Raw genomic sequence first — 23,048 nt, 5'->3', positions numbered from 1 at the left:
CACGGTGAGGCGTCCCACACGGGGGCGGGGGTTCGGAGCGGGCCGGGTCGGATAGCCTGACGCCGGATCTCTTGATACCGAGAGAGATCCTCACTCATGGGCAGGGACACCCAACCCCAGTTCGCAGCAGGAGATCGCCATGACCCGCACTCCCGTCAATGTCACCGTCACCGGTGCAGCCGGCCAGATCGGCTACGCGCTGCTCTTCCGCATCGCCTCCGGTCAGCTCCTCGGCGCGGACGTGCCGGTCAAGCTGCGCCTGCTGGAGATCCCGCAGGGCCTGAAGGCCGCCGAGGGCACCGCCATGGAGCTCGACGACTGCGCCTTCCCGCTGCTCCGCGGCATCGACATCACCGACGACCCGAACGTCGGCTTCGCGGGTGCGAACGTCGCGCTGCTGGTCGGCGCCCGCCCGCGCACCAAGGGCATGGAGCGCGGTGACCTGCTGGAGGCCAACGGCGGCATCTTCAAGCCGCAGGGCAAGGCCATCAACGACCACGCCGCGGACGACATCAAGGTCCTCGTCGTCGGCAACCCGGCCAACACCAACGCCCTGATCGCCCAGGCCGCCGCGCCGGACGTCCCGGCCGAGCGCTTCACCGCGATGACCCGCCTGGACCACAACCGCGCCCTGACGCAGCTGGCCCAGAAGACCGGCTCGTCCGTCGCCGACATCAAGCGCCTGACGATCTGGGGCAACCACTCGGCCACCCAGTACCCGGACATCTTCCACGCGGAGATCGCCGGCAAGAACGCCGCCGAGATCGTGAACGACGAGGCCTGGCTCGCGGACACCTTCATCCCGACCGTCGCCAAGCGCGGCGCGGCCATCATCGAGGCCCGCGGCGCGTCCTCGGCCGCCTCGGCCGCCAACGCCGCCATCGACCACGTCCACACCTGGGTCAACGGCACCGCCGAGGGCGACTGGACCTCCATGGGCATCCCCTCGGACGGCTCCTACGGCGTCCCCGAGGGCCTCATCTCCTCCTTCCCGGTCACCTGCAAGGACGGCAAGTACGAGATCGTCCAGGGCCTGGAGATCAACGACTTCTCCCGCGGCCGCATCGACGCCTCGGTCCAGGAGCTGGCGGAGGAGCGCGACGCGGTCCGCGCCCTCGGTCTCCTCTGATCGCGTCCGATCCGCGTCCGATCCCCATCTGATCAGCGGATTCCGGTCCACGGACCGGAATCCGGATCTCCGGCGGGGGTGCCCCGGCAGCAACGGCTGCCGGGCCACTCCCGTTTTTTGGCGTACGCACGTGCGGCCGTACGCCCGGACGGGGGCGGTTTTCGGCCCGTCATTCGGGTGTAAGTAGGGGTCCACGGGAAGGTGTTTGGCTTATTGTGAGTTCTCCGACAGTCCGTCAACTCCTGTGAATTCGCAGGTGAGTTCGACGATCGGGGGATCAATGTCCTTATCCGCTGGATCCACAAGAGCCGATCAGGCCAAGTCGTCCGGCCCGGGGAAAACGACCGGTACACCCCGCCCCGACTCCCGGGCCGACGCCCGGAGCGAGGCCACCCGGCTGCTCTGCGCGGGGGCCTATCTCGACCTCGGTTTCCGCCGGCGGGTCATCGAGGAACTGGTGGAGCACGAGGAGCGGCCGATCGCGCCGTCGCTCGGCATCGACGTCGTGCCGGTGCTCACCCACGCGCTGCGGGCGCGTTCGCAGGACGTGCTCACGGCGGTGCTGCTGGCCTGCTTGTGGGTCGCGTTCTTCGTCGTCGGCTTCGCGGCGGACGGCGGCACCGACCCGGAGACGGAGGCCCCCTGGGCCGCGCTCTACGCCGTGGTGTGCGTGGCGCAGTGGATCGGGCAGGCGGCCGCCGGGCACGGCAGCGCCGTCTACGCGGTCGACAAGAAGACCCTGCGCGAGGCCGTCAAGGGCAAGGCCTCGCTGCGCGCCCTGCGGGCGGTCGGGCCGCCCGTCCTGCAGCTCGCCTACTGGGCGGTGGCCCTGATCGCCCTCTTCGAGGGCGCGGGGAACTGGGCGGCCCTGCTCTTTCCGCTGCTCCTCGTCCTGCCCGTGTGGATGCACCGCTCCCGCGTCGCCGCCGTCATGCGCCTGGAGCTCGGCCGCGAGGCCTTCGCCCACCACCCGCGCGCGGTGCCGCGCTCGCGCCACCACCGCCGCATCGCGGCGACGATCGACCGCGAGCAGTACGCGGGCCTGACCATCTACGACCCTTCCCGCCCGTTCATCGGCATGGGCCGCCCGTACGAGCCGTGGTCGTTCGTCCTGGAGCTCAAGCCCCGGGACGGCGGCAAGGCGGGGGCCGTGCGGCCGCCGTTCACCGCCCGCGCCGTCGTGGACCTGATCCGGCCCCGCCTGGAGGCGCTGCGCGACTCCGCCGCCGCGACCAGCCGCGACCGGCTCAAGGACCTGGAGGTCGAGGAGTTCGTCTACCTGCCGGTGGGACCCCACCGGCCCGAGGTCCGCTACGACGAGCCCGACATCCTGCAGCACCTGCGGGAGGCCGTGGACGAGGGCGGCGAGGCGCGCCGCTACTTCCTGCGCGTGCGCGTCGGCGCGTGGGACGAGCAGGTCGTCGTCTCCGTGCTGGTCCGGGTGCACACCCAGGGCGGCATGCTGGTGCTGGAGGTCGTGCCGCACGTCCTGATGCCGGTCAAGCCGGAGTTCCGCGCGGTCGACGTGATCGCCGCCCGCGGCGAGGACGACATCCTGCGCGACGGCGCCCGCGCCCTGCTGTCCGCACCCGCCGCCGGGTTCGCGTCGGCCGTCTCGACGGTCCGCACGGCCGTCGCCGGCTTCCGCACGTGGCTGGCGGACCCGCGCCGCGCGGTCCCGGACGGCCCGGCCGACTCCGTGCGCGAGATCGCCGGAGTGCACTCCGTCTCGCTCTTCCAGGAGATGGACATCAGCCGCTACGTGAAGACGGTCCAGGACCGCATCGCGAGCGGCGTACGCGACGCCCTGCGCTCCCAGGGTTACGAGACCGACCAGTTCGAGCAGCAGATCGTGCAGGTCAGCGAGGGCGGCGTGTTCATCGGCTCGATGAGCGGCGGCGCCGTGGCCGCGGGCAGCGGCGCGCAGGCCAGGAACACCACGAAGAAGGACGGGGGATCATGACGGACCGGAAGCACGACGACGGCCGCACCGGCGGCGGTGTCGCGATCGGACGGATGACGGGCGGCGCCGTGGCCGCCGGGGAGCGGGCGCGCGCGGAGAACCGCGCGGAGCGGGCCGCCCACGACGCCCGGGCCGGCAGCGGGTTAAGCCGCGTACCCGCGGACGTACCCCGCGACGGCGGCGTCGCCGTCGGCGAGCTCACGGGAGGCGCGGTGGCCGCGGGCCGGCAGGCGCGGGCCGTCGACTCCTCCCGCGACGCCCTGGCCGTGCCGCCCGACCTGCTGGAGGCCGTGGCGGAGCTGCGCCGCCAACTGCCCCTGCTCGCACGGGCCGAGGGCGACGGCGTCGACGCCGTCGGCGACGAGCTGGCCGGCCTGGAGGACGAGGCCCGCCGCACCGGCCGCACGCAGCGCGGCCGGCTGGTGCGGCTGCGGGCCTTGCTGAGCAGTGGAGCCACGGCCGCCGGCGGCCTGGCCTCGGCGGCCGCGGTCGCCGAGTCGGCCGGCCGGCTGCTGGCGTGAGGGGGCGGGGCACATGAGCCGCTGGGACGCGGATCTCCAGCAGTGGGTGGAGGACGACCCGCCCGGACGGCGGCCGCAGGGGGCGCGGGAGGAGGCCGCGCGCGACCACGACCGCCTGCACGATCCCGACGAGCCCGAGGTCCGCCTGCTCCCCGGACCCCCGGACGGCATGCCCGAAGGGCCGTCGCACGCGGCGATCCTGGCCGGTGCGCTGGCCGGGGTGGTCCTCGCGGGCGGCCTGGGCGTCGGCGCCTGGGCCCTGATGCGGGACGGCGACGGCACGGGTGCGGACGGATCCGGCGGCGCGTCGCCCAGCGCGAGCGCGAGCGTCGTGCCGAGCCCGTACCCGTCGTACGGCAGCATCTCGGGCACCACCGGGACGACGGGGACCACCGGCGGAACGACCGGCGGGACGACAGGAGGGGTGACCGGCGGGACCACCGGCGGGTTCACGGGTGGCTTCACCGCCGGCACCACGGGCTACGGCACCGGCGGCTACAGCCCGAGCTCCCCGCCCGGCGCCTTCTCCGGACCGGGAGCCGGACCGGGGTCCGGTCAGGCCTCCGGGGCTCCCGCGCCGAGCACCCCGGCCGGCTTCCGGCGCACGGAGGACCCCTCCGGCTTCCGCGCGGACGTCCCCCGGGGCTGGCAGCGCACCACGGAAGGCGCCAGCGTCTTCTTCCGGCGGGCGGACGGCGGCAGCCTGATCCAGGTGTTCACCCTGGCCGGGGCCGAGCCCACGCCCTACGCGTCCCTGGAGGAGACCGAGCGGGCGGTGTCTCGAAACAAGGGGTACCGCAAGCTGGGGCTGACCACGGTGAGTGGCCCCTCCTCCGACGCCGCGGAGCTGGAGTACAGCTACGTCAGGCCCGACGGCACCGTGCGCCGCGTCACCGACCGGGCCTTCACCGGACCCGACGGGCGGCAGTACGCACTGCTGGTCGCCGGGCCCGCCGACGAGTGGAGCGCGCACCAGGAGATCTACCGGGTGCTGCTGGGCTCCTTCTGCCCCTCCGGGTACTGCGCGAGCAGCAGTGGCGGCAGCGACACGGAGTGACCCCCGTCACTCTTTGTGAAGAAAGAGGCATAGCTTTTCGCCTTTTGGTTAGGCGCGTCCCGTTGCCGCCCGAGCGTCCTGCCGGCGGCAGCGGGACCGACCAGAACCGGAAGGCAGAGAAGACATGTCGTCAGCCGAGACCATCCACGTCGACGGGGTGTGGCGCGCCGCCGCGTCCGGCGCCCAGCGGGAGGTGCTCGACCCCGCGGACGCCAAGACCCTCGCCGTGGTCTCCGAAGGCGGCGCCGACGACACGGACGCCGCCGTCGCCGCGGCCCGCCGCGCCTTCGACGGCGGGCAGGGCCTGTGGCCGCGGACGCCCGTCGCCGAGCGGGCGGCGCTGCTGCGCCGCGTCGCGGACCTCCTCCAGCGCGACCGCGAGGAGATCGCGCTGACCGAGAGCCGCGACACCGGCAAGACCCTCGAAGAGGGCCGCACCGACGTCGACTGCGTCACCGACGCCTTCCGCTACTTCGCCGACCTCGTCGTGGGCGAAGGCGGCGGCCGCGTCGTCGACGCGGGCTCGGACACCGTGCACAGCGTCGTCGTCCACGAGCCGGTCGGCGTCTGCGCGCTGATCACCCCCTGGAACTACCCGCTGCTGCAGGCCAGCTGGAAGATCGCCCCCGCGCTGGCGGCGGGCAACACCTTCGTCATCAAGCCCAGCGAGGTCACCCCGCTGTCCACCGTGCTGCTGATGAAGCTGCTGGCCGAGGCCGGCCTGCCGGACGGCGTGGGCAACCTCGTCACCGGCGCCGGCGACCCCGTCGGCGCCCGCCTGTCCGAGCACCCCGACGTCGACCTCGTCTCCTTCACCGGCGGCCTCGCCTCCGGCACCAAGGTCATGCAGGCCGCGGCGCCCACCGTCAAGAAGGTCGCCCTCGAACTCGGCGGCAAGAACCCCAACGTGGTCTTCGCCGACGCCTGCGCGACCGACGAGGACTTCGACACCGCCGTCGACCAGGCCCTCAACGCCGCGTTCATCCATAGCGGCCAGGTCTGCTCGGCCGGCTCCCGGCTCATCGTCGAGGAGTCCGTCCGCGACCGCTTCGTCGCCGAACTCGCCCGCCGCGCCGCGAAGATCCGCCTCGGCCGCGGCACCGAGGACGGCGTCGAGTGCGGCCCGCTGGTCTCCGCGCAGCAGCTCGACAAGACCGAGGCGTACGTCGCCTCCGCCCTCGCCGAAGGCGCCACGCTGCGCTGCGGCGGCTCCCAGCCCGAGCCGAACGAGGTGCGCCCCGCAGGCGGTTACTTCTTCTCGCCGACCGTCCTCGACCACTGCCACCGCGCCATGAAGGTCGTCCGCGAGGAGACCTTCGGCCCGATCCTGACCGTCGAGGTCTTCCGCACCGAGGACGAGGCCGTGGCCCTGGCCAACGACACCGAGTACGGCCTCGCCGGCGCCGTGTGGACGAAGGACGCGGGCCGCGCCCGCCGCGTCGCCGGCCGGCTGCGGCACGGCACCGTGTGGATCAACGACTTCCACCCCTACCTGCCGCAGGCGGAATGGGGCGGATTCGGCAAGTCCGGCATCGGCCGCGAGCTGGGCCCGGCGGGTCTGGCCGAATACCGCGAGTCCAAGCACGTCTACCAGAACCTCGCGCCCGAGCCGGTGCGCTGGTTCGCCGGCTGAGCCAGCCTCATTCCGTAAGCGAAGAACCTTCCTGCCCCCGAGGAGTACCCCCATGCCCCCCGCAGTCCAGAAGATCACGGCCGATTACGTCGTCGTCGGCGGAGGCACCGCCGGCTCGGTCATCGCCTCCCGCCTCGCGGAGGACCCGCAGACCTCCGTCGTCGTCATCGAGGGCGGCCCGTCCGACATCGACCGCGAGGACGTACTGACGCTGCGCAAGTGGCTCGGCCTGCTCGGCGGCGAGCTGGACTACGAGTACACCACCACGGAACAGCCCCGCGGCAACTCGCACATCCTGCACAGCCGCGCCAAGGTCCTGGGCGGCTGCTCCTCCCACAACACCCTGATCTCCTTCAAGCCCCTGCCGTCCGACTGGGACGAGTGGGAGGCCGCGGGCGCCGCCGGCTGGGGCGCGAAGGCCATGGACCCCTACTTCGGCAAGCTCCGCAACAACATCGTGCGGGTCGCCAAGAAGGACCAGAACGCCATCGCCTCCGACTGGATCGAGGCCGTCAAGACCGCGCTCGGCGTACCGGAGGTCGTCGGTTTCAACGACGAGCCCTTCGACGAGGGCGTCGGCTTCTTCGACCTCTCGTACCACCCGGAGACCAACAAGCGCTCCTCCGCCTCCGTCGCCTACCTCCACCCCCACATGGAGGCCGGCGACCGGCCCAACCTCCGGCTGATGCTGGAGACCTGGGCGCACAAGCTGGAGCTGGAGGGCACCCGCGCCAAGGGCGTGCACGTCCGCACCAAGGACGGCGAGGAGATCTACGTCGAGGCCGGGCGCGAGGTGCTGGTGTGCGCCGGCGCCGTCGACACCCCCCGGCTGCTGATGCACTCGGGCATCGGCCCGAAGCGGGACCTCGAAGCGCTCGGCATACCCTGCGTGCTCGACCTGCCGGGCGTCGGCGAGAACCTCATCGACCACCCCGAGTCCGTCATCGTCTGGGAGACCGAGGGGCCCCTGCCGGGCAACTCCGCGATGGACTCCGACGCGGGCCTGTTCGTCAAGCGGGACCCGGAGCACCAGGGCCCCGACCTGATGTTCCACTTCTACCAGATCCCCTTCACGGACAACCCCGAGCGCCTGGGCTACGAACGCCCCGAGCACGGCGTGTCCATGACCCCGAACATCCCCAAGTCGCGGGCCCGCGGCCGCCTCTACCTCACCTCGGCCGACCCCGAGGTCAAGCCGGCCCTCGACTTCCGCTACTTCGAGGACGCGGAGGACTACGACGGCCGCACCCTCGTCGACGGCATCAAGCTCGCCCGCAAGGTCGCCCGGGCCGAGCCCTTCAAGAAGTGGCTCAAGCGCGAGGTCTTCCCCGGCCCCGAGGTCACCGACGACGCGGAGATCAGCGAGCTCGTCCGCAAGGCCGCGCACACCGTCTACCACCCCGCCGGCACCTGCCGGATGGGCGCCGCCGACGACGCCCTCGCCGTCGTCGACCCCGAGCTGCGCATCCGCGGCCTGACGAACATCCGCATCGCGGACGCGTCCGTCTTCCCGACGATGCCCGCCGTGAACCCGATGATCGGAGTCCTGATGGTGGGAGAGAAGTGTGCGGAGATGCTTGTAGCAGGCCCCGGCACCGGGGGTGACCCCCGATGAACGGCAATGGCGATACTCCCGCCGTCTTCAGCGTCCGCAACCTGTGGAAGGTCTTCGGGCCCAAGGCCGACCGCGTCCCCGGCGGCGAACTGGCCGCCCTGTCCGCCGAGGAGCTGCGCGAGCAGGCCGGCTGCACCGTCGCCGTCCGCGACGTCTCCTTCGACGTCCGCCAGGGCGAGGTCTTCGTCGTCATGGGCCTCTCCGGCTCCGGTAAGTCCACGCTGGTGCGCTGCCTGACCCGGCTCATCGAGCCGACCTCCGGCACCATCGCCATCGACGGCGAGGACGTGTGCGGCATGGACAAGGGCGCCCTGCGCGAGCTGCGCCGCCACCGCGCCGCCATGGTCTTCCAGCACTTCGGGCTGCTCCCGCACCGCTCCGTCCTCGACAACGTCGCCTACGGGCTGGAGATCCAGGGCGTCGCCAAGCCCGAGCGCCGCGCCAAGGCCGCCGAGATGGTGGAGAAGGTCGGCCTCGCGGGCATGGAGGACCGCCGGCCCGGCCAGCTCTCCGGCGGCCAGCAGCAGCGCGTGGGCCTCGCCCGCGCCCTCGCCGCCGACCCCGAAGTCCTCCTCTTCGACGAGCCGTTCAGCGCCCTCGACCCGCTCATCCGCCGCGACATGCAGGAGGAGGTCGTCCGCCTGCACCGCGACGAGGGCCGCACCATGGTCTTCATCACCCACGACCTGTCCGAGGCGCTGCGCCTCGGCGACCGGATCGCCCTGATGCGCGACGGCCGCGTCGTGCAGTGCGGGACGCCGGAGGAGATCGTGGGCTCCCCGGCCGACGACTACGTCCGCGACTTCGTCCGGGACGTCCCCCGCGAGCAGGTCCTGACCGTCCGGCGCGCCATGCGGCCCGCCGCCGAGGGCGAAGCGGACGCGGGCGAGAGCCTCGCCCCCACGACGACCGTCGCCGAAGCGATCGAGACGGTCGCGCGCACCGGCACCCCGGCCCGCGTCGTCGACGGCGGCCGCTGCGTCGGCGTCGTCGACCACCGCAGCCTGCTGGGCGTGGTCGCCGGCCTGGACGCGGGCACCGCCGGCGAAAGGACGGCGGCATGACCGTACACACGGCTCCTCCGCAGATGAAGACGGCGCCGCCCGGCCGCGACGCCTCGGCACCGCACCCCGCGGCCCCCGCGCTGCGTGCCCTGTGGGCCCGCCCCGCGGCCCGCAAGCTGCTCGTCCTCGCCGCGGTCACGGCGGTCCTCGGCCCCGTGGCGGCGGCCCTCCACGGCAGCGGCACCTGGCCGTCCGCGCTCACCGTCGACCTGACCGGGCCCCTCACCGGGGCCAGCGACTGGATCATCGACAACCGCGACAGCCACTGGGCCTTCCTGTACTTCTTCGGGCACATCAGCGGCGCGATCATCGGCGCCGTCCACGCGGTCTACACCGTCCTGCTGGCCCTCGGCTGGGCCGGCGTGACGGCGGCCGCCGCGCTGATCGCCTGGCGCGTCGCCGGCGCCCGCGTCGCCGTGACCGCCCTCGCCTCGTTCGCCGCCTGCGGCCTGCTCGGCATGTGGGTGCCCACGATGCGCACCCTCGCCCTGATGATCGTGGCCGTGGCGGTGTCCGTCGCCGTGGGCGCGCTGATGGGCCTCGCGGCGGGCCTGTCGGACCGCACGTTCCGCGCGCTGCGGCCCGTCCTCGACACCATGCAGGCGCTGCCCGCCTTCGCGTACCTGCTGCCCGTCGTCCTCGTCTTCGGCATCGGCGTGGCGCCCGCCGTCCTCGCGACCGTCGTCTACGCCGCCCCGCCCATGGCCCGTCTCACGGCGCTCGGCCTGCGCTCCACCGACCAGGGCGTCCTGGAGGCCGTGGAGTCGCTCGGCGCGACCGGCCGCCAGCGGCTGCTGACCGCGCGCCTGCCGCTCGCCCGCCGCGAACTGCTCCTGGGCGTCAACCAGACCATCATGATGGCCCTTTCCATGGCCGTCATCGCCTCCGTCATCGGCGCGGACGGCCTGGGGGACCGCGTCTACCAGGCCCTGTCGACGGTGGACGTGGGCAGCGCGCTCGCCGCCGGCATCCCGATCGTCCTCCTGGCGATCGTCCTGGACCGCACGACGGCGGGCGCGGCCGCTCCTCGCCGGTTGTGGGCAGGCGTCCCGCAGGGCGGGACGGGTGGGCACAACCCGCAACGGACCCGCACCCGAACGCTGACCACGTGGGCCGTGGCCATCCTGGCTGTCTTGGGCCTGGGCCAGGTGTCCAGCCAGTCGTGGCCCGACACCTGGACGGTGGCGATCGCCGCCCCGGTGAACGATGCCAAGGACTGGATGGTCGACCACCTCTACACCGGCCTCCCCGGCATCGGCGGCACCGCCGACCTCGCCGCCCACTACACCGCCTGGGTCCTCGACCCCCTGCGCGACGGCCTCCAGGCCCTCCCCTGGTGGGGCGCCCTCCTCCTCGTGGCCGCCCTCGCCTGGCTCATCGGCACGTGGCGCACCGCTCTGACGGCGGTCGCCTCGCTGGCCGCGATCGGCGTGCTGGGCCGCTGGGAGCTGTCCATGGACACGCTGTCGCAGGTGGTGGCCGCGGTGGCCGTCACGCTCGTGCTCGGCTTCGCGATCGCCGTGCCCGCCGCGCGCAGCCCGCGCGTGGAGCGGCTGCTGCGGCCGGTCCTGGACGTCTTCCAGACCATGCCGCAGTTCGTGTACCTGATTCCCGTCGTGGCGCTGTTCGGCGTCGGCCGGGCCCCGGCGGCCGCGGCCGCGATCGTCTACGCGCTGCCCGCGGTGGTCCGCATCGCGAGCGAGGGCCTGCGCCGGGTGAACCCCGGCGCCATGGAGTCCGCCCGTTCGCTGGGCGCGACCGGCGGCCAGCAGCTGCGTCAGGTGCAGTTCCCGCTGGCCCGCCCGCAGCTGCTGCTCGCGGTCAACCAGGCCGTGGTGCTGGTGCTGTCCGTGGTCATCATCGGCGGTCTCGTCGGTGGCGGCGCGCTCGGCTACGAGGTCGTGTTCGGCCTCGCGCAGGGCGACCTGGCGACCGGCCTGACGGCGGGTGTGGCCATCGCGTGCCTGGGGCTGATGCTCGACCGGGTCACGCAGCCGACGAAGGGAGCGCGTGATGGCGCGTAGAACTCGCAGGACGGTGGTGGCCGCGGCCGCCCTGGCCGTCCTCGCCGCCGCCACGGCCACCGGCTGCGGCGCGGCGGACATGACCAAGCAGGCGTCTCCGTACGCCGCCGCGGCGGGTACGAAGACCGTCACGCTGTCCGTGCAGTCCTGGGTGGGCGCGCGCGCCAACACGGCCGTCGCCAAGTACCTGCTGGAGCACGAGCTGGGCTACCGCGTGGACACCGTGCAGGTGGACGAGGTGCCCGCGTGGGACGCCCTCAGCCAGGGCCGCGTCGACGCGATCATGGAGGACTGGGGTCACCCGGAGCAGGAGAAGCGGTACGTCGAGGACAAGAAGACCATCGCCTCCGGCGGTGACCTCGGCGTCACCGGCCACATCGGCTGGTGGGTGCCGAAGTACTTCGCGGACGCCCACCCCGACGTCCTGGACTGGCGCAACCTCAACAAGTACGCCTCGCAGCTGCGCTCTCCGGAGAGCGGCGGCAAGGGCCAGCTCCTGGACGGCTCGCCGTCGTACGTCACCAACGACAAGGCGCTCGTCGCGAACCTGGACCTGGACTACAAGGTCGTCTTCGCGGGCTCCGAGGCGGCGCAGATCACCCAGATCCAGCAGTCCGCCAAGGACAAGAAGCCCTTCCTCACCTACTGGTACGAGCCCCAGTGGCTCTTCAACGAGGTGCCGATGGTGGAGGTGAAGCTGCCCGCGTACACCCAGGAGTGCGCGGACAAGGGGGCGAAGGACCCGGCGACGGTGAACTGCGCCTACCCCACGACGAAGCTGCAGAAGTTCCTCAACGCGGACTTCTCCCGCAAGGGCGGTAAGGCGGCCCGCTTCCTGAAGAACTTCCAGTGGTCGAAGGACGACCAGAACGCCGTCTCCCAGATGATCGCCGAGGAGAAGCTCAGCGCGGACGAGGCCGCGAAGCGCTGGGTGGAGAAGAACCCGGAGGTCTGGAAGAAGTGGCTGCGGTGAGCAGTCCGTAAGCCGGCGGAAGAGCAAGCGGCCGAGCGGCGCCGTCCCCCCGTGGGACGGCGCCGCTCGCGCGTGCGGGAGGAAGGTCAGGCCGCGTACGCGCCCGGGGCCAGGCCCGTCGTCACGCCGATGCGGTTCCAGGCGTTGATGGTGACGATCATGGCGATCAGCTGGGCGAGCTCCTCCTGGGGGAAGTGCTTCGCCGCCCGCTCGTAGACCTCGTCGGAGACGCCGGAGGGCAGCAGGGTGACGGCCTCGGTCAGGGCGAGGGCCGCCTGCTCCTTCTCGGTGTAGAAGCCGGCCGCCTCCTGCCAGGCGTCGAGGAGGTAGATGCGCTCCTCGGTCTCGCCCAGGCGGCGGGCGTCCTTGGTGTGCATGTCCAGGCAGAAGGCGCAGTGGTTGAGCTGCGAGGCGCGGATCTTGACCAGCTCGACGAGGGAGGTCTCCAGGCCCTTCCGGGCGGCCCGCTCCAGGCTCAGCATCGCCTTCTGGACCTCGGGGGCGACCTCGTGGAGCAGCATGCGAGGGGCGTGGTGGTGGGTGGTGGTCTGTGCGGTCGCGTTCGTCATGGCTACGACACTAGGCCGGAGGCAGCCCACGGGTATGGTCCATTCTCATGGAGAAATCATGGGCCACTTCGGAGGCCGGCCCCAAGGGCGCCGGCGACGGCGCGGGCGTGGACTTCCATTTGGATCTGAGCGGGCCGGGCGGGGTGCGCGCCTGCCTCATCCGGGCCCTGCGCGAGGCCGTCCGCAGCGGCCGGCTCACGCCCGGCAGCCGGCTGCCCTCCTCCCGTACGCTCGCGGCCGACCTCGGCGTGGCCCGCAACACCGTGGCCGACGCGTACGGAGAGCTCGTCGCCGAAGGATGGTTGACGGCCCGTCAGGGATCGGGCACGCGGGTGGCCAGGCGGGCCGCGGCGCGCGCGCCCGAGCGCCGCACGCCGCCCGTGCGGACGCCGCCGCGCCCCGTCTACAACCTGCGCCCCGGCAGCGCCGACGTCTCCGCCTTCCCGCGCGCCGCGTGGCTCGCCGCGGCCCGCCGTGCGATGGCGGCCGCCCCGCACGACGCGTTCGGGCACTACGACGAGCGCGGCCGGATCGAGCTGCGCACGGCCCTCGCGGACTACCTGGCACGGGCCCGCGGCGTGCACGCGGACCCCGAGCGGATCGTGGTGTGCTCGGGCTTCACCCAGGGCCTGGGGCTGGTGAGCCGCGTGCTGCGCGAGCGCGGGACGCGGGAGATGGGGGTGGAGGAGTACGGGCTGTGGTTCCACCGGGAGGCGCTGGAGCGAGCCGGGCTGCGCTGTCTGCCGATGCCGCTGGACGGGCGGGGCGCGGACGTCGGCGTGCTGGAGGGCGGCAAGGCGGCCGTCCGGTCGGTGCTCATCACCCCGGCGCACCAGTTCCCCACCGGCGTGCCCCTGCACCCCGACCGGCGCGCCGCGGTCGTCGACTGGGCGGCCCGCAGCGGCGGGACGATCCTCGAGGACGACTACGACGGCGAGTTCCGCTACGACCGGCAGCCGGTGGGCTGTCTGCAGGGTCTCAGCCCGGAGCGCATCGTCTACTTCGGCACCGCGAGCAAGTCCCTCGCGCCGGGGCTGCGGCTCGCGTGGATGGTGCTGCCCGAGCACCTGGCCGGCGAGGTGCTGGCCCACAAGCGGGCGGGGGAGTGGAGCTCGGGCGCCCTGGAGCAGCTGACGCTCGCGGAATTCATCACGTCCGGCGCGTACGACCGTCACATCCGCGCGATGCGGCTGCGCTACCGGCGGCGGCGCGACCGGCTGGTCGAGGTCCTCGCCGAGCGCGCCCCGCACATCAAGGTCACCGGCATCGCGGCGGGCCTCCACGCCGTCCTCGAACTCCCGCCGGGCACGGAGCACCCCACCCTCCAGGCCGCGGCGTGGGAGGGTCTGGCCCTGGAGGGCCTCGCCCGCCTGCGCTGCACCCCGCCCTCCGAGCACGCCCCCAGCGGCCTCATCGTCGGCTACGGGACCCCGCCCGACCACGCCTTCCCGGGAGCCCTGGAGGCCCTGCTGAGGGTCCTGCCGCCGGCGGAGTGAGAGCCCCTTAGGGTGAGTGGCCGCATCGCACGCGAGTGCGAGCGCGGAACAACCGATGCGACACCAGGCGAAACGCCAGAAGCAGAACATGACGGGGGTCATCTGCATGACGGACAAGACGGGCGGGACGGTCAGGACGGGCAGGCCGGGCAGGACGCGGCGCAGGCTGCGCTCGTCCACGGTCATCCTCGGCGGGATGGGCGCGCTCGCCGCGGCCCTGACCTCCTGCGGATCCGAGCCGGACAAGCGCTGCGTCGACCCGAACAGCTACGACGCCGCGCGCGGCGGCTACCGGGTCGTCGACTCCAAGGCGTGCAAGAACAAGGGCAGCGGCAGCAGCAGCGGAAGCACCGGCAGCAGCAGCGGCGGCACGGCCGGCACCGGCCGCTGGTACTACGGCTCCGGCAAGTCCGGCGGCTACACCGACAGCGGCACCTTCAGCAAGAGCCAGGCCGTCGACCGGGGCGGCTTCGGCTGCTCGAACTCCGGCTCCGGCGGCGGCTGACCCGATGCGCCGCCACCGCACCGAGCCCCGCCCCGGCTGGCAGGCCACCGTCGAGGAGCAGGGCGTGATCTACCCCCTGACCCGCCTCCCGGACGGCACCCTGCGCCCGTACTGGGACGAGAGCGCGTACTACTCCTTCACCCTCGGCGAGGTCGAGGAACTGGAGGAGACCGTCGCGGAGCTGCACGAGATGTGCACGGCCGCGGCCGCGCACATCGTCGAGCACGACCGCTTCGCCGACCTCGGCCTCACCGACCCGGCGCTGACCGCGCTGATCGCCGAGTCCTGGCGCCGCCGCGACGAACTCCCCTCCGTCTACGGCCGCTTCGACCTGCGCCACGACGGCAGCGGCCCCGCCAAGCTGCTGGAGTACAACGCCGACACGCCCACCTCCCTGGTGGAGGCGGCGAGCGCCCAGTGGTTCTGGATGGAGGACCGCTTCCCCGGCCTCGACCAGTGGAACTCCCTGCACGAGCGCCTCGTCGACGCCTGGAAGCGGCAGGCTCCGCTGCTGCCGCCCGGCGCGCCGCTGTACTTCGCGCACTCGGCCGGCGACGAGCTGGGCGAGGACCTGATGACGGTCGCCTACCTGCGCGAGACCGCCGAGCAGGCCGGCCTGGACACCCGGGCGATCTCCATGGAGAACATCGGCTGGGACGCCCTCTCCGGCCGCTTCGTGGACGAGCGGTACGCCTTCATCCGCTCCTGCTTCAAGCTCTATCCGTGGGAGTGGCTGGCGACCGACCGCTTCGGCGCCCACGCCCTGGACACCCTCGACAACGGCGGCGGTACGGGATCCACGCTGTGGATCGAGCCCGCGTGGAAGATGCTGCTGTCCAACAAGGCGCTCCTGGCCGTCCTGTGGGAGCTCCACCCGGGGCACCCCAACCTCCTCCCCGCCTACCTCGACGGCCCGCGGGAGCTCGCCCGCGGCGGAGGCTGGGTCGCCAAGCCGCTGCTGGGCCGGGAAGGCGCGGGCATCACCGTCCACGAGGCGGGCACGGACCCGGCGCCGCGGGACGAGCCGTGCTGCTACCAGCAGCTGTGCCCGCTCCCGGACTTCGACGGCAACCGCACGGTCCTCGGCGCGTGGGTGGTCGACGGGGAGCCCGCGGGGCTGGGCATCAGGGAGTCGGCGGGGCTGATCACCGACGAGTACGCGCGGTTCGTCCCGCACGTGATCGACGGCTGAACGCCCGGCGACCGGCGGCCCGGGCGGTCAGAGCTCCGGCGTGGACAGGTGCAGCACCTCGTACCGCTCGCCGGCGTCCTCGCCGTCCCCGGGCGCCGGAGCGGCCTCCCGCCACAGCACGAAGCGCAGCAGCTGCCAGTGGTGCGGGTCGACGGCGAGCGCGGCCGTGTGCACGCCGTCGTGGTGGCGGGCGAGGTCGCGCAGGGCCTCGGTCTCCTCGGCGACCTTCTTGGTCAGCCCCTCGGCGGGCAGCTGCGTCAGCCGCCGGGTCGCCGCCCGCGGCACGGCGCCCCGCGCGGGCCCGGCCTCGGCGGCGATCCCCGTCCAGTGCCGTACGACAGGCCGCCCGAAGTCGCGGACGATGCCCTCGAACCCGCCCCCGCCGACGAGGAAGTGGCTCATCGCGGCGGTGTCGTTCCACAGGTAGAACGGCGCGTACTGGTTGACGGGCGAGCCGTCCACGCCGCGCTCGCGGATGACGTAGGCCTTCAGGGCCATGCCGGCGCGGTCGTCGAGGGCGTGGCCGCGGGTGGCGACCCGCTCGCGGATGATCCCCATGTCGTAGTCGGCGGGGAGGGTGATCTCGTACTGCTTGGCGTACATGGGGCGTTGCGCCTTTCGCGGGCTCAGACGATGACGGAGGGGCCGGCCGGGTAACAGGCGTCGGTGACGGGTTCGCCGCGCTCGGCCTCGGTGCCGTCCTCGGCGGCCGTCAGGACGGCCAGGTGGGTCATGGAGGTCGTGGGCCCGGCGCCGTGCCAGTGCCACTCGCCGGGGGCGATGTGCACCCGGTCGCCGGCCCGCACGACCTCGACCGGGCCGCCGCGGCGCTGCACCAGGCCGGTGCCGTCGGTGATGTGCAGGAACTGGCCGGCGGGGTGGCGGTGCCAGTGGGTGCGGCTGCCGGGCTCGAAGCGGACGTCGTCGATGCGCAGCCGCGAGGGGGCCTCCTCGGCCACGGCGATCGACGTGACGTGGACGGTGCCGGTGACCCACTCGGAGGAGGGCGTGGACGTGATCGCTTCGGTACGCGTGATCTGCATGGCTGTCTCCGGTCAGGGATCCGGTCGGGCCGGTCGGGAATCCGGTCAGGAAGCGGTGGTCTGGGCGGCGAGCAGCGCGAGCACCCCGTCGACGGCCTGCTCGAACGGCGCCGTCGAGCCGGCCGCGCGGGCCAGGACGTAGCCGCCCTGGAGGACGGCGACGATCGTCGCGGCGGTGGCCGCCGGGTCGAGCGCCGCGGACAGCTCGCCGCGCGCGACGCCCTCCGCGAGCACCTCGGTGAGCCGCCCCCGCAGCCACACGAACGTCTCGTCCACCGGCGCCCGCAGCGCTTCGTCGGCCATGACGTCCGGGTCCTGCGTCAGCCGCCCGACGGGGCACCCCTTGAGGACGTCGCGCTCGCGCCGCAGGTAGGCGGTGATCCGCTCCACGGCCGTGCCGGGCCCGCCGAGCTGCTGCTCGGCCTTGCCGCGCATCTCCTGCGCGGTCCGCCGGATCGCGGCCAGCGCGAGGTCGGGCTTGCCGCTGAAGTGGTGGTACATGCTGCCCTGCCCGGCTCCGGCGCGCTGCTGGATGGCCTTGGGGCTGGTGCCGACGTAACCGCGCTCCCACAGCAGCTCGCGGGTGCTCTCGATGAGGCGTTCCGAGGTTTCCGAGGTGCTCATGGGAGGAGTGTACATACCAGTAGGTACAAATGATCAAGGGGAAGGGCCATGGAGGGAAAGGGAGGGCCACGGAGGGAAAGGGAGGGGCCGGCCTTCACGCCGGTCCCTCCCTGCCCCCTCACCTCATCAGGAGCCCAGCACCGCCCGCAGCTGGTCCAGACCCCAGTCGAGGTCCTCCTTGCTGATCACCAGCGGCGGCGCGATCCGGATCGTGGACCCGTGCGTGTCCTTCACCAGCACCCGCCGCTCCATCAGGCGCTCCGAGATCTGCCGGCCCGTGCCGTGCGACGGGGCGATGTCCACGCCCGCCCACAGGCCGCGCCCGCGCACCGCCTCCACCGCGCCGGAGCCCACCAGCAGGCTCAGCTCCTGGTGGAGGTGCTCGCCCAGCTCCGTGGCCCGCTGCTGGAACTCGCCGGACTTCAGCATCGCGATGACCTCCAGCGCCACCGCGCAGGCCAGCGGGTTCCCGCCGAACGTCGAGCCGTGCTCGCCGGGCCGGTACACGCCGAGGACGTCCCGGGAGGCCACCACGGCCGACACCGGCACCACGCCGCCGCCCAGCGCCTTGCCCAGCACGTACATGTCGGGCACGACCTCCTCGTGGTCGCACGCGAACGTTCTGCCGGTGCGCCCCAGGCCGGACTGGATCTCGTCCGCGATGAACAGCACCCCGCGCTCGGCGGTCAGCCGCCGCACGCCCGGCAGGTAGCCGGCCGGCGGCACGAGCACGCCCGCCTCGCCCTGGATCGGCTCCAGCAGCACGGCGACCGTGTGGTCGTCCACGGCCTCCTCCAGGGCGGCCAGGTCGCCGTAGGGGACGATCTCGAAGCCCGGCGTGTAGGGGCCGTAGTCCGCCCGCGCCTCCTCGTCCGTCGAGAAGCTGATGATCGTGGTGGTGCGGCCGTGGAAGTTGTTCCCGGCCACGACGATCTTCGCCCGGCCGTCCGGCACGCCCTTGACCTTGTACCCCCACTTGCGGGCGGTCTTCACGGCCGTCTCGACCGCCTCCGCGCCCGTGTTCATGGGCAGCACCATGTCCTTGCCGCACAGGGCGGCGAGCTCGGTGCAGAACTCGGCGAAGCGGTCGTGGTGGAAGGCGCGCGACGTCAGCGTCACCCGATCGAGCTGCGCCTTCGCGGCGTTGATCAGACGCCGGTTGCCGTGGCCGAAGTTGAGCGCGGAGTACCCGGCGAGCATGTCGAGATAGCGCCGCCCCTCGACGTCCGTCATCCAGGCGCCCTCCGCGTACGCGACGACGACCGGCAACGGGTGGTAGTTGTGCGCGCTGTGGGACTCGGCGGCGGCGATGCTGCGTTCCGTGGAAGTCACCGTGTGCTCCGTTCGTGTACGGGCATGCGTGTGCGGGCATTGCTGTGCCCCCTGTTCCACCTTTCTACTACTCGCGGCCCCACCGTCGGACGGAGTCGGGCGCCGCACCTGAGAGAATGTGCGCATGGCCCTCGATCGACCGCGCGCTCTCTCCGGTATCCAGCCCACCGCAGGCTCGTTCCACCTGGGGAACTACCTCGGTGCCGTCCGCCAGTACGTGGCCCTGCAGGAGACCCACGACGCCTTCTACATGGTGGTCGACCTGCACGCGATCACCGTGCCGCAGGACCCGAAGGAGCTGCGGGCCAACACCCGCCTCGCCGCGGCCCAGCTGCTGGCCGCCGGCCTGGACCCCGAGCGCTGCACCCTCTTCGTGCAGAGCCACGTCCCCGAGCACGCCCAGCTCGGCTGGGTGATGAACTGCCTCACCGGCTTCGGCGAGGCCTCCCGGATGACGCAGTTCAAGGACAAGTCCGCCAAGCAGGGCGCCGGGGCCACCACGGTCGGCCTCTTCACGTACCCGATCCTCCAGGTCGCCGACATCCTCCTCTACCAGGCGAACGCCGTCCCGGTGGGCGAGGACCAGCGCCAGCACATCGAGCTCACGCGCGACCTGGCCGAGCGCTTCAACGGCCGCTTCGGCGACACCTTCACCCTCCCGGCGGCACACATCGTCCGCGAGACGGCGAAGATCTACGACCTGCAGGACCCCACGGCGAAGATGAGCAAGTCCACGGCGAACCCCAAGGGCCTGATCAACCTCCTCGACGAGCCCAAGGTCTCCGCCAAGAAGATCAAGAGCGCGGTCACCGACACCGACACGGTGATCCGCTTCGACCCGGAGAACAAGCCCGGCGTCAGCAATCTGCTCACCATCTACGCCACGCTCACCGGTACGGGAATGGCGGATCTGGAGCAGAAGTACGAGGGCAAGGGCTACGGTGCGCTCAAGACGGACCTCGCCGAGGTCATGGTGGAGTGGGTGACCCCGTTCCGCGCCCGCACGCAGGAATATCTCGACGACCCCGAGACGCTGGACTCCATCCTGGCGAAGGGCGCCGAGAAGGCCCGCGCGGTCGCGGCGGAGACGCTCGCCCAGGCGTACGACAAGGTGGGCTTCCTGCCCGCCAAGCACTGAGGGCGGCCGGGCCACCGGCAGCGCTCCGGGCACCTGGTCCCGGCCCGTACGGGACCAGGAGCTCTGGCACGGGGTGTGGCACAGCCGTCACACTGGCCACGGAGACATACAGGCGCACAGGAGGGAGAACGCAATGGGGACCGTAACGCTCGGCGTTTCGATCGCGGTCCCGGAGCCGTACGGCAGCTTCCTCCAGAAGCGCCGCGAGGGCTTCGGGGACCCGCACGCACACGGCATCCCCACCCACGTCACCCTCCTGCCGCCCACCGAGGTCGACACCTCGTCCCTGCCCGCCATCGAGGAGCACCTCGCCCGGGTGGCCGCCGAGGGCCGGCCGTTCCCCATGCGCCTGTCCGGCACCGGCACCTTCCGCCCCCTCTCGCCCGTCGTCTACGTCAACGTGGTCGAGGGCTCCGCCTCCTGCGCCTGGCTGCAGAAGCGCATCCGGGACGCCTCCGGGCCCGTCGCCCGCGAGCTGCAGTTCCCCTACCACCCGCACGTGACCATCGCCCACGGCATCGCCGAGGAGGCCATGGACCGCGCCTACGAGGAGCTCGCCGCCTTCCGGGCCGCCTGGACGATCGACGCCTTCGCCCTCTACGAGCAGGGCGAGGACGGCGTGTGGCGCCTGGAGCGCGAGTATCCGTTCGGGGAGGGGGAGGGGACGGCGCCGGCCGTCCCCCAGCAGACCGGCGTACGACCCCCCGCGCCTTCGCGTTAGCGCAGTTCGGCGCGGGCGTAACCGCCCGTCCGGGTGGTAGACGTACGCCATGGAATGGCTGACGCGGCTGCCCGTCATCGGGCCCCTGATCACCCGCCTCATGCGGACGCACGCGTGGCGGTCGTACGAGACCCTGGACCGGGTGAAGTGGACCAGGCTCGCCGCCGCGATCACCTTCGTCAGCTTCGTGGCCCTCTTCCCCCTGCTCACCGTGGGGGCCGCCGTCGGCGCGGCCCTGCTCAGCGAGGAGCAGATGCGCGACCTGGAGCGGCGGCTCGCCGAGCAGGTGCCCGGCATCTCCGGCCAGCTCGACCTCAGCAGCCTCGTCGACAACGCGGGCACGGTCGGGATCGTGGCCGGAGCGCTGCTCCTGTTCACCGGCGTCAGCTGGATCGGCTCGCTGCGGGAGTGCCTGCGCGCCGTCTGGGAGAAGGAGGAGAGCCCCGGCAACCCCGTCCTGCTGAGGCTCAAGGACGGCGCGGTGCTCCTCGGCCTCGGCGGCGTCGCCCTGCTCTCGCTGGGCTGCTCGGCCTTCGCGCAGGCCGCCGTGGACTGGGTGGCCGCCAGGACCGGTCTGGACGGCGTCGGCGGGCTGCTGACCGTGACCGGCTTCTGCATCGCCGTCCTCGCCGACTTCCTGCTGATGCTCTACGTGCTCTCCCGGCTGCCCGGCGTCCTGCCCCCCCGGCGGCGCCTCGTCGTCGGGGCGCTGCTCGGGGCGGTCGGCCTGGAGCTGCTGAAGCTGCTCCTCGGCGGCTATCTGCGCGGCGTCGCCGCCAAGAGCATGTACGGGGCCTTCGGCACGCCCGTCGCGCTGCTCCTGTGGATCAACTTCATGGCGAAGCTGGTGCTGTTCTGCGCGGCGTGGACGGCCACGCGGTCGGCGACGGAGCCGCCGACCGGCGAAGAGGGCAAGGGCTGAGGCCGGCTACCCCTTCGGGCGCGGCCAGCGGCGGTGCACCACGAACGCCCCGGCGGCCAGGGCCGCCAGCGCGCCGCCCGCGATGCCCACCGCCGTCCACATGCCGCCGGAGCCCGAGCCCGCCACCGAGGCCTGCGAGTGGTCCCCGCCGGACTTGCCGGCGCCGTCCTTGCCGCCCGCGGCGCCTCCCTTCGGGGGAACCAGCATGCCGACCGGCTTGACGTGCCCGGCCGCCTCGAAGCCCCAGTCCAGGAGCCGCGCGGTCTCCTTGTAGACCTCGTACTGCTCCTGGATCTCCGGGTTCATCACCGTCACCAGCAGCTTGCGCCCGTCGTGCTGGGCGACGCCCGTGAAGGTGTTGCCCGCGTTCGTGGTCGAGCCGTTCTTCACCCCGGCCATGCCCGGGTACGGCAGGCCCTTGGGCATGCCCTCGCCGGTCAGCAGCCGGTTCGTGTTGATGATGCCGAAGCTCTCGCGCGGCTTGCCCGGCTTCTCCTCGCCGGGGAACTGCGCCGACACCGTCGAGCAGTACTCCCGGAAGTCCGCCTTCTGCAGCCCCGAACGGGCGAACAGCGTCAGGTCGTACGCGCTGGAGACCTGCTCGTCCGCGTCGTAGCCGTCGGGGGTGACGACGTGGGTGTCCAGCGCCTGCAGGTCCTCGGCGTGCGCCTGCATGTCCTTCACCGTCTTCGGGATCCCGCCGTTCATGGACGCGAGGACGCGCACCGCGTCGTTGCCCGAGCGCAGGAACACGCCCAGCCACAGGTCGTGGACGCTGTACGACGAGCCCTCCTTGACGCCCACGGCGCTGCTGCCCGCCCCCATGCCCTCCAGGTCGGCGGGGGACACCCGGTGCGTCTTCGTCCGCGGCAGCTTCGGCAGCACCGTGTCGGCGAAGAGCATCTTCAGGGTCGAGGCCGGCGGCAGCTGCCAGTGCGCGTTGTTCGCGGCGAGGATCTCGCCCGACTCGGCGTCCGCCACGAGCCAGGAGCGCCCGCTGAGCTCCTTGGGCAGCTGCGGCGCGCCCGGGCCGAGCTGCACCTGCGGGCCCGGCCGGCCCAGCATCTCGCCGCCCACGGTGGACATCCGGGCGGGCGGCCTGCGGGGCGCGCCCCGGCCGATGCCCTTGCCGTCGTCCTCCACGGCGGTCGCGCCGCCGGGGCTGCGGACGCCCGAGGGGCTCGGGCTCACGCTCGGGCGGCTCGGGGTCGGCGAGGGCGTGGGTTCGGCGAGGGCGGGGGCGGCGGTCGTCAGCGGGACGATCAGGGAGGCGGCGGCCACGAGCGCGGCCCCGTGACGTCGTCGCGTCGCGGCGGCCCGCGTGGGGCGTGATGTCGTCGGCACGTCCGTGAAACTACCCCGCCACCTGGGGGTTCCAGTCGCCGCCTCACTGGCTCGGACGACGGCCGGGGACCCGATAGGACTAGTGCGCTGACCCGAACGCATACTGAAACCCATGCCGAGCACTACGTCCGACGCCGCCCCCGCCGCGTCCGGGGCCTCCGCGGCCCCCGCAGCCCCCGCGGC

General features: G+C 72.9%; 21 protein-coding genes. 15 read left to right on the top strand and 6 right to left on the bottom strand.

Features of this window, described 5'->3' with window-relative positions:
- Positions 1 to 139: 139 nt before the first annotated feature.
- The 9 genes from ACSNOG_RS19110 to ACSNOG_RS19070 all read left to right on the top strand — a co-directional run bounded on the left by ACSNOG_RS19110 (position 140) and on the right by ACSNOG_RS19070 (position 11,979).
- On the top strand, positions 140 to 1,129 hold the full coding sequence (locus ACSNOG_RS19110) for a malate dehydrogenase (RefSeq protein WP_436753867.1): 990 nt from the start codon (positions 140 to 142) through the stop codon (positions 1,127 to 1,129).
- 280 nt (positions 1,130 to 1,409) lie between these two features.
- A complete protein-coding gene (locus ACSNOG_RS19105; protein WP_436753866.1) occupies positions 1,410 to 3,092 on the top strand; it encodes a hypothetical protein in 1,683 nt (560 codons plus the stop codon).
- The gene (locus ACSNOG_RS19100; RefSeq protein ID WP_436753865.1) at positions 3,089 to 3,613 is read left to right on the top strand and encodes a hypothetical protein; all 525 of its coding nucleotides are present in this window, start codon (positions 3,089 to 3,091) and stop codon (positions 3,611 to 3,613) included. The genes ACSNOG_RS19105 and ACSNOG_RS19100 overlap by 4 nt, the downstream gene beginning before the upstream one ends.
- 13 nt (positions 3,614 to 3,626) lie before the next feature.
- Positions 3,627 to 4,670, top strand: a complete 1,044-nt coding sequence (locus ACSNOG_RS19095; protein ID WP_436753864.1) for a hypothetical protein — start codon at positions 3,627 to 3,629, stop codon at positions 4,668 to 4,670.
- A 124-nt stretch (positions 4,671 to 4,794) separates the two neighbouring features.
- On the top strand, positions 4,795 to 6,303 hold the full coding sequence (locus ACSNOG_RS19090; RefSeq protein ID WP_436753863.1) for an aldehyde dehydrogenase family protein: 1,509 nt from the start codon (positions 4,795 to 4,797) through the stop codon (positions 6,301 to 6,303).
- A 52-nt stretch (positions 6,304 to 6,355) separates the two neighbouring features.
- Entirely contained in the window at positions 6,356 to 7,918 is a 1,563-nt protein-coding gene (locus tag ACSNOG_RS19085; RefSeq protein ID WP_436753862.1) for a GMC family oxidoreductase, read from the top strand.
- Complete coding sequence (locus ACSNOG_RS19080) at positions 7,915 to 8,982, top strand: quaternary amine ABC transporter ATP-binding protein (protein WP_436753861.1); 1,068 nt, start codon at positions 7,915 to 7,917, stop codon at positions 8,980 to 8,982. Before ACSNOG_RS19085 ends, ACSNOG_RS19080 begins: the two co-directional genes overlap by 4 nt.
- Positions 8,979 to 11,006: an ABC transporter permease gene (locus ACSNOG_RS19075; protein WP_436753860.1), complete on the top strand. Its 2,028-nt coding sequence runs from the start codon at positions 8,979 to 8,981 to the stop codon at positions 11,004 to 11,006. Before ACSNOG_RS19080 ends, ACSNOG_RS19075 begins: the two co-directional genes overlap by 4 nt.
- A complete protein-coding gene (locus tag ACSNOG_RS19070) occupies positions 10,996 to 11,979 on the top strand; it encodes an ABC transporter substrate-binding protein (protein ID WP_436753859.1) in 984 nt (327 codons plus the stop codon). The genes ACSNOG_RS19075 and ACSNOG_RS19070 overlap by 11 nt, the downstream gene beginning before the upstream one ends.
- 86 nt (positions 11,980 to 12,065) lie before the next feature.
- Here ACSNOG_RS19070 and ACSNOG_RS19065 read toward each other — a convergent pair whose 3' ends face one another.
- A complete protein-coding gene (locus ACSNOG_RS19065; RefSeq protein WP_436753858.1) occupies positions 12,066 to 12,548 on the bottom strand; it encodes a carboxymuconolactone decarboxylase family protein in 483 nt (160 codons plus the stop codon).
- A 47-nt stretch (positions 12,549 to 12,595) separates the two neighbouring features.
- On the opposite strand from ACSNOG_RS19065, the gene ACSNOG_RS19060 reads away from it, so the two are divergent.
- The 3 genes from ACSNOG_RS19060 to ACSNOG_RS19050 all read left to right on the top strand — a co-directional run bounded on the left by ACSNOG_RS19060 (position 12,596) and on the right by ACSNOG_RS19050 (position 15,741).
- The gene (locus tag ACSNOG_RS19060) at positions 12,596 to 14,044 is read left to right on the top strand and encodes a PLP-dependent aminotransferase family protein (RefSeq protein WP_436753857.1); all 1,449 of its coding nucleotides are present in this window, start codon (positions 12,596 to 12,598) and stop codon (positions 14,042 to 14,044) included.
- Positions 14,045 to 14,150: 106 nt separating this feature from the next.
- Complete coding sequence (locus tag ACSNOG_RS19055) at positions 14,151 to 14,549, top strand: hypothetical protein (RefSeq protein WP_436753875.1); 399 nt, start codon at positions 14,151 to 14,153, stop codon at positions 14,547 to 14,549.
- Between the two features lie 4 nt (positions 14,550 to 14,553).
- Positions 14,554 to 15,741, top strand: a complete 1,188-nt coding sequence (locus ACSNOG_RS19050; protein WP_436753856.1) for a glutathionylspermidine synthase family protein — start codon at positions 14,554 to 14,556, stop codon at positions 15,739 to 15,741.
- A 27-nt stretch (positions 15,742 to 15,768) separates the two neighbouring features.
- Here ACSNOG_RS19050 and ACSNOG_RS19045 read toward each other — a convergent pair whose 3' ends face one another.
- The 4 genes from ACSNOG_RS19045 to rocD form a co-directional block, all read right to left on the bottom strand.
- Complete coding sequence (locus tag ACSNOG_RS19045; RefSeq protein WP_436753855.1) at positions 15,769 to 16,344, bottom strand: DUF4865 family protein; 576 nt, start codon at positions 16,342 to 16,344, stop codon at positions 15,769 to 15,771.
- Positions 16,345 to 16,367: 23 nt separating this feature from the next.
- A complete protein-coding gene (locus ACSNOG_RS19040; RefSeq protein ID WP_436753854.1) occupies positions 16,368 to 16,784 on the bottom strand; it encodes a (R)-mandelonitrile lyase in 417 nt (138 codons plus the stop codon).
- A gap of 45 nt (positions 16,785 to 16,829) precedes the next feature.
- Positions 16,830 to 17,408 carry a TetR/AcrR family transcriptional regulator gene (locus ACSNOG_RS19035; protein ID WP_436753853.1) on the bottom strand — a complete coding sequence of 193 codons (579 nt, stop codon included), beginning with the start codon at positions 17,406 to 17,408 and terminating at the stop codon, positions 16,830 to 16,832.
- Between the two features lie 126 nt (positions 17,409 to 17,534).
- The gene (gene rocD, locus ACSNOG_RS19030) at positions 17,535 to 18,740 is read right to left on the bottom strand and encodes an ornithine--oxo-acid transaminase (protein ID WP_436753852.1); all 1,206 of its coding nucleotides are present in this window, start codon (positions 18,738 to 18,740) and stop codon (positions 17,535 to 17,537) included.
- Between the two features lie 124 nt (positions 18,741 to 18,864).
- Here rocD and trpS point away from each other — a divergent pair, with 124 nt between their 5' ends.
- The 3 genes from trpS (at position 18,865) to ACSNOG_RS19015 (ending at position 21,521) form a co-directional block, all read left to right on the top strand.
- Positions 18,865 to 19,878: a tryptophan--tRNA ligase gene (trpS, locus tag ACSNOG_RS19025; RefSeq protein ID WP_436753851.1), complete on the top strand. Its 1,014-nt coding sequence runs from the start codon at positions 18,865 to 18,867 to the stop codon at positions 19,876 to 19,878.
- Positions 19,879 to 20,011: 133 nt separating this feature from the next.
- Positions 20,012 to 20,599 carry a 2'-5' RNA ligase family protein gene (locus ACSNOG_RS19020; protein WP_436753850.1) on the top strand — a complete coding sequence of 196 codons (588 nt, stop codon included), beginning with the start codon at positions 20,012 to 20,014 and terminating at the stop codon, positions 20,597 to 20,599.
- 49 nt (positions 20,600 to 20,648) lie between these two features.
- Positions 20,649 to 21,521: a YihY/virulence factor BrkB family protein gene (locus ACSNOG_RS19015; RefSeq protein ID WP_436753849.1), complete on the top strand. Its 873-nt coding sequence runs from the start codon at positions 20,649 to 20,651 to the stop codon at positions 21,519 to 21,521.
- Between the two features lie 6 nt (positions 21,522 to 21,527).
- On the opposite strand, the gene ACSNOG_RS19010 is transcribed toward ACSNOG_RS19015, so the two are convergent.
- Positions 21,528 to 22,865 carry a D-alanyl-D-alanine carboxypeptidase family protein gene (locus ACSNOG_RS19010; protein WP_436753848.1) on the bottom strand — a complete coding sequence of 446 codons (1,338 nt, stop codon included), beginning with the start codon at positions 22,863 to 22,865 and terminating at the stop codon, positions 21,528 to 21,530.
- Positions 22,866 to 23,048: the final 183 nt, after the last annotated feature.

It is taken from the genome of Streptomyces sp. URMC 124 (genome assembly GCF_051386455.1).
Lineage (GTDB): Bacteria > Actinomycetota > Actinomycetes > Streptomycetales > Streptomycetaceae > Streptomyces.
Note: the sequence above shows the minus strand (reverse complement) of the source record. Positions and strands in the feature narration are given on the sequence as shown.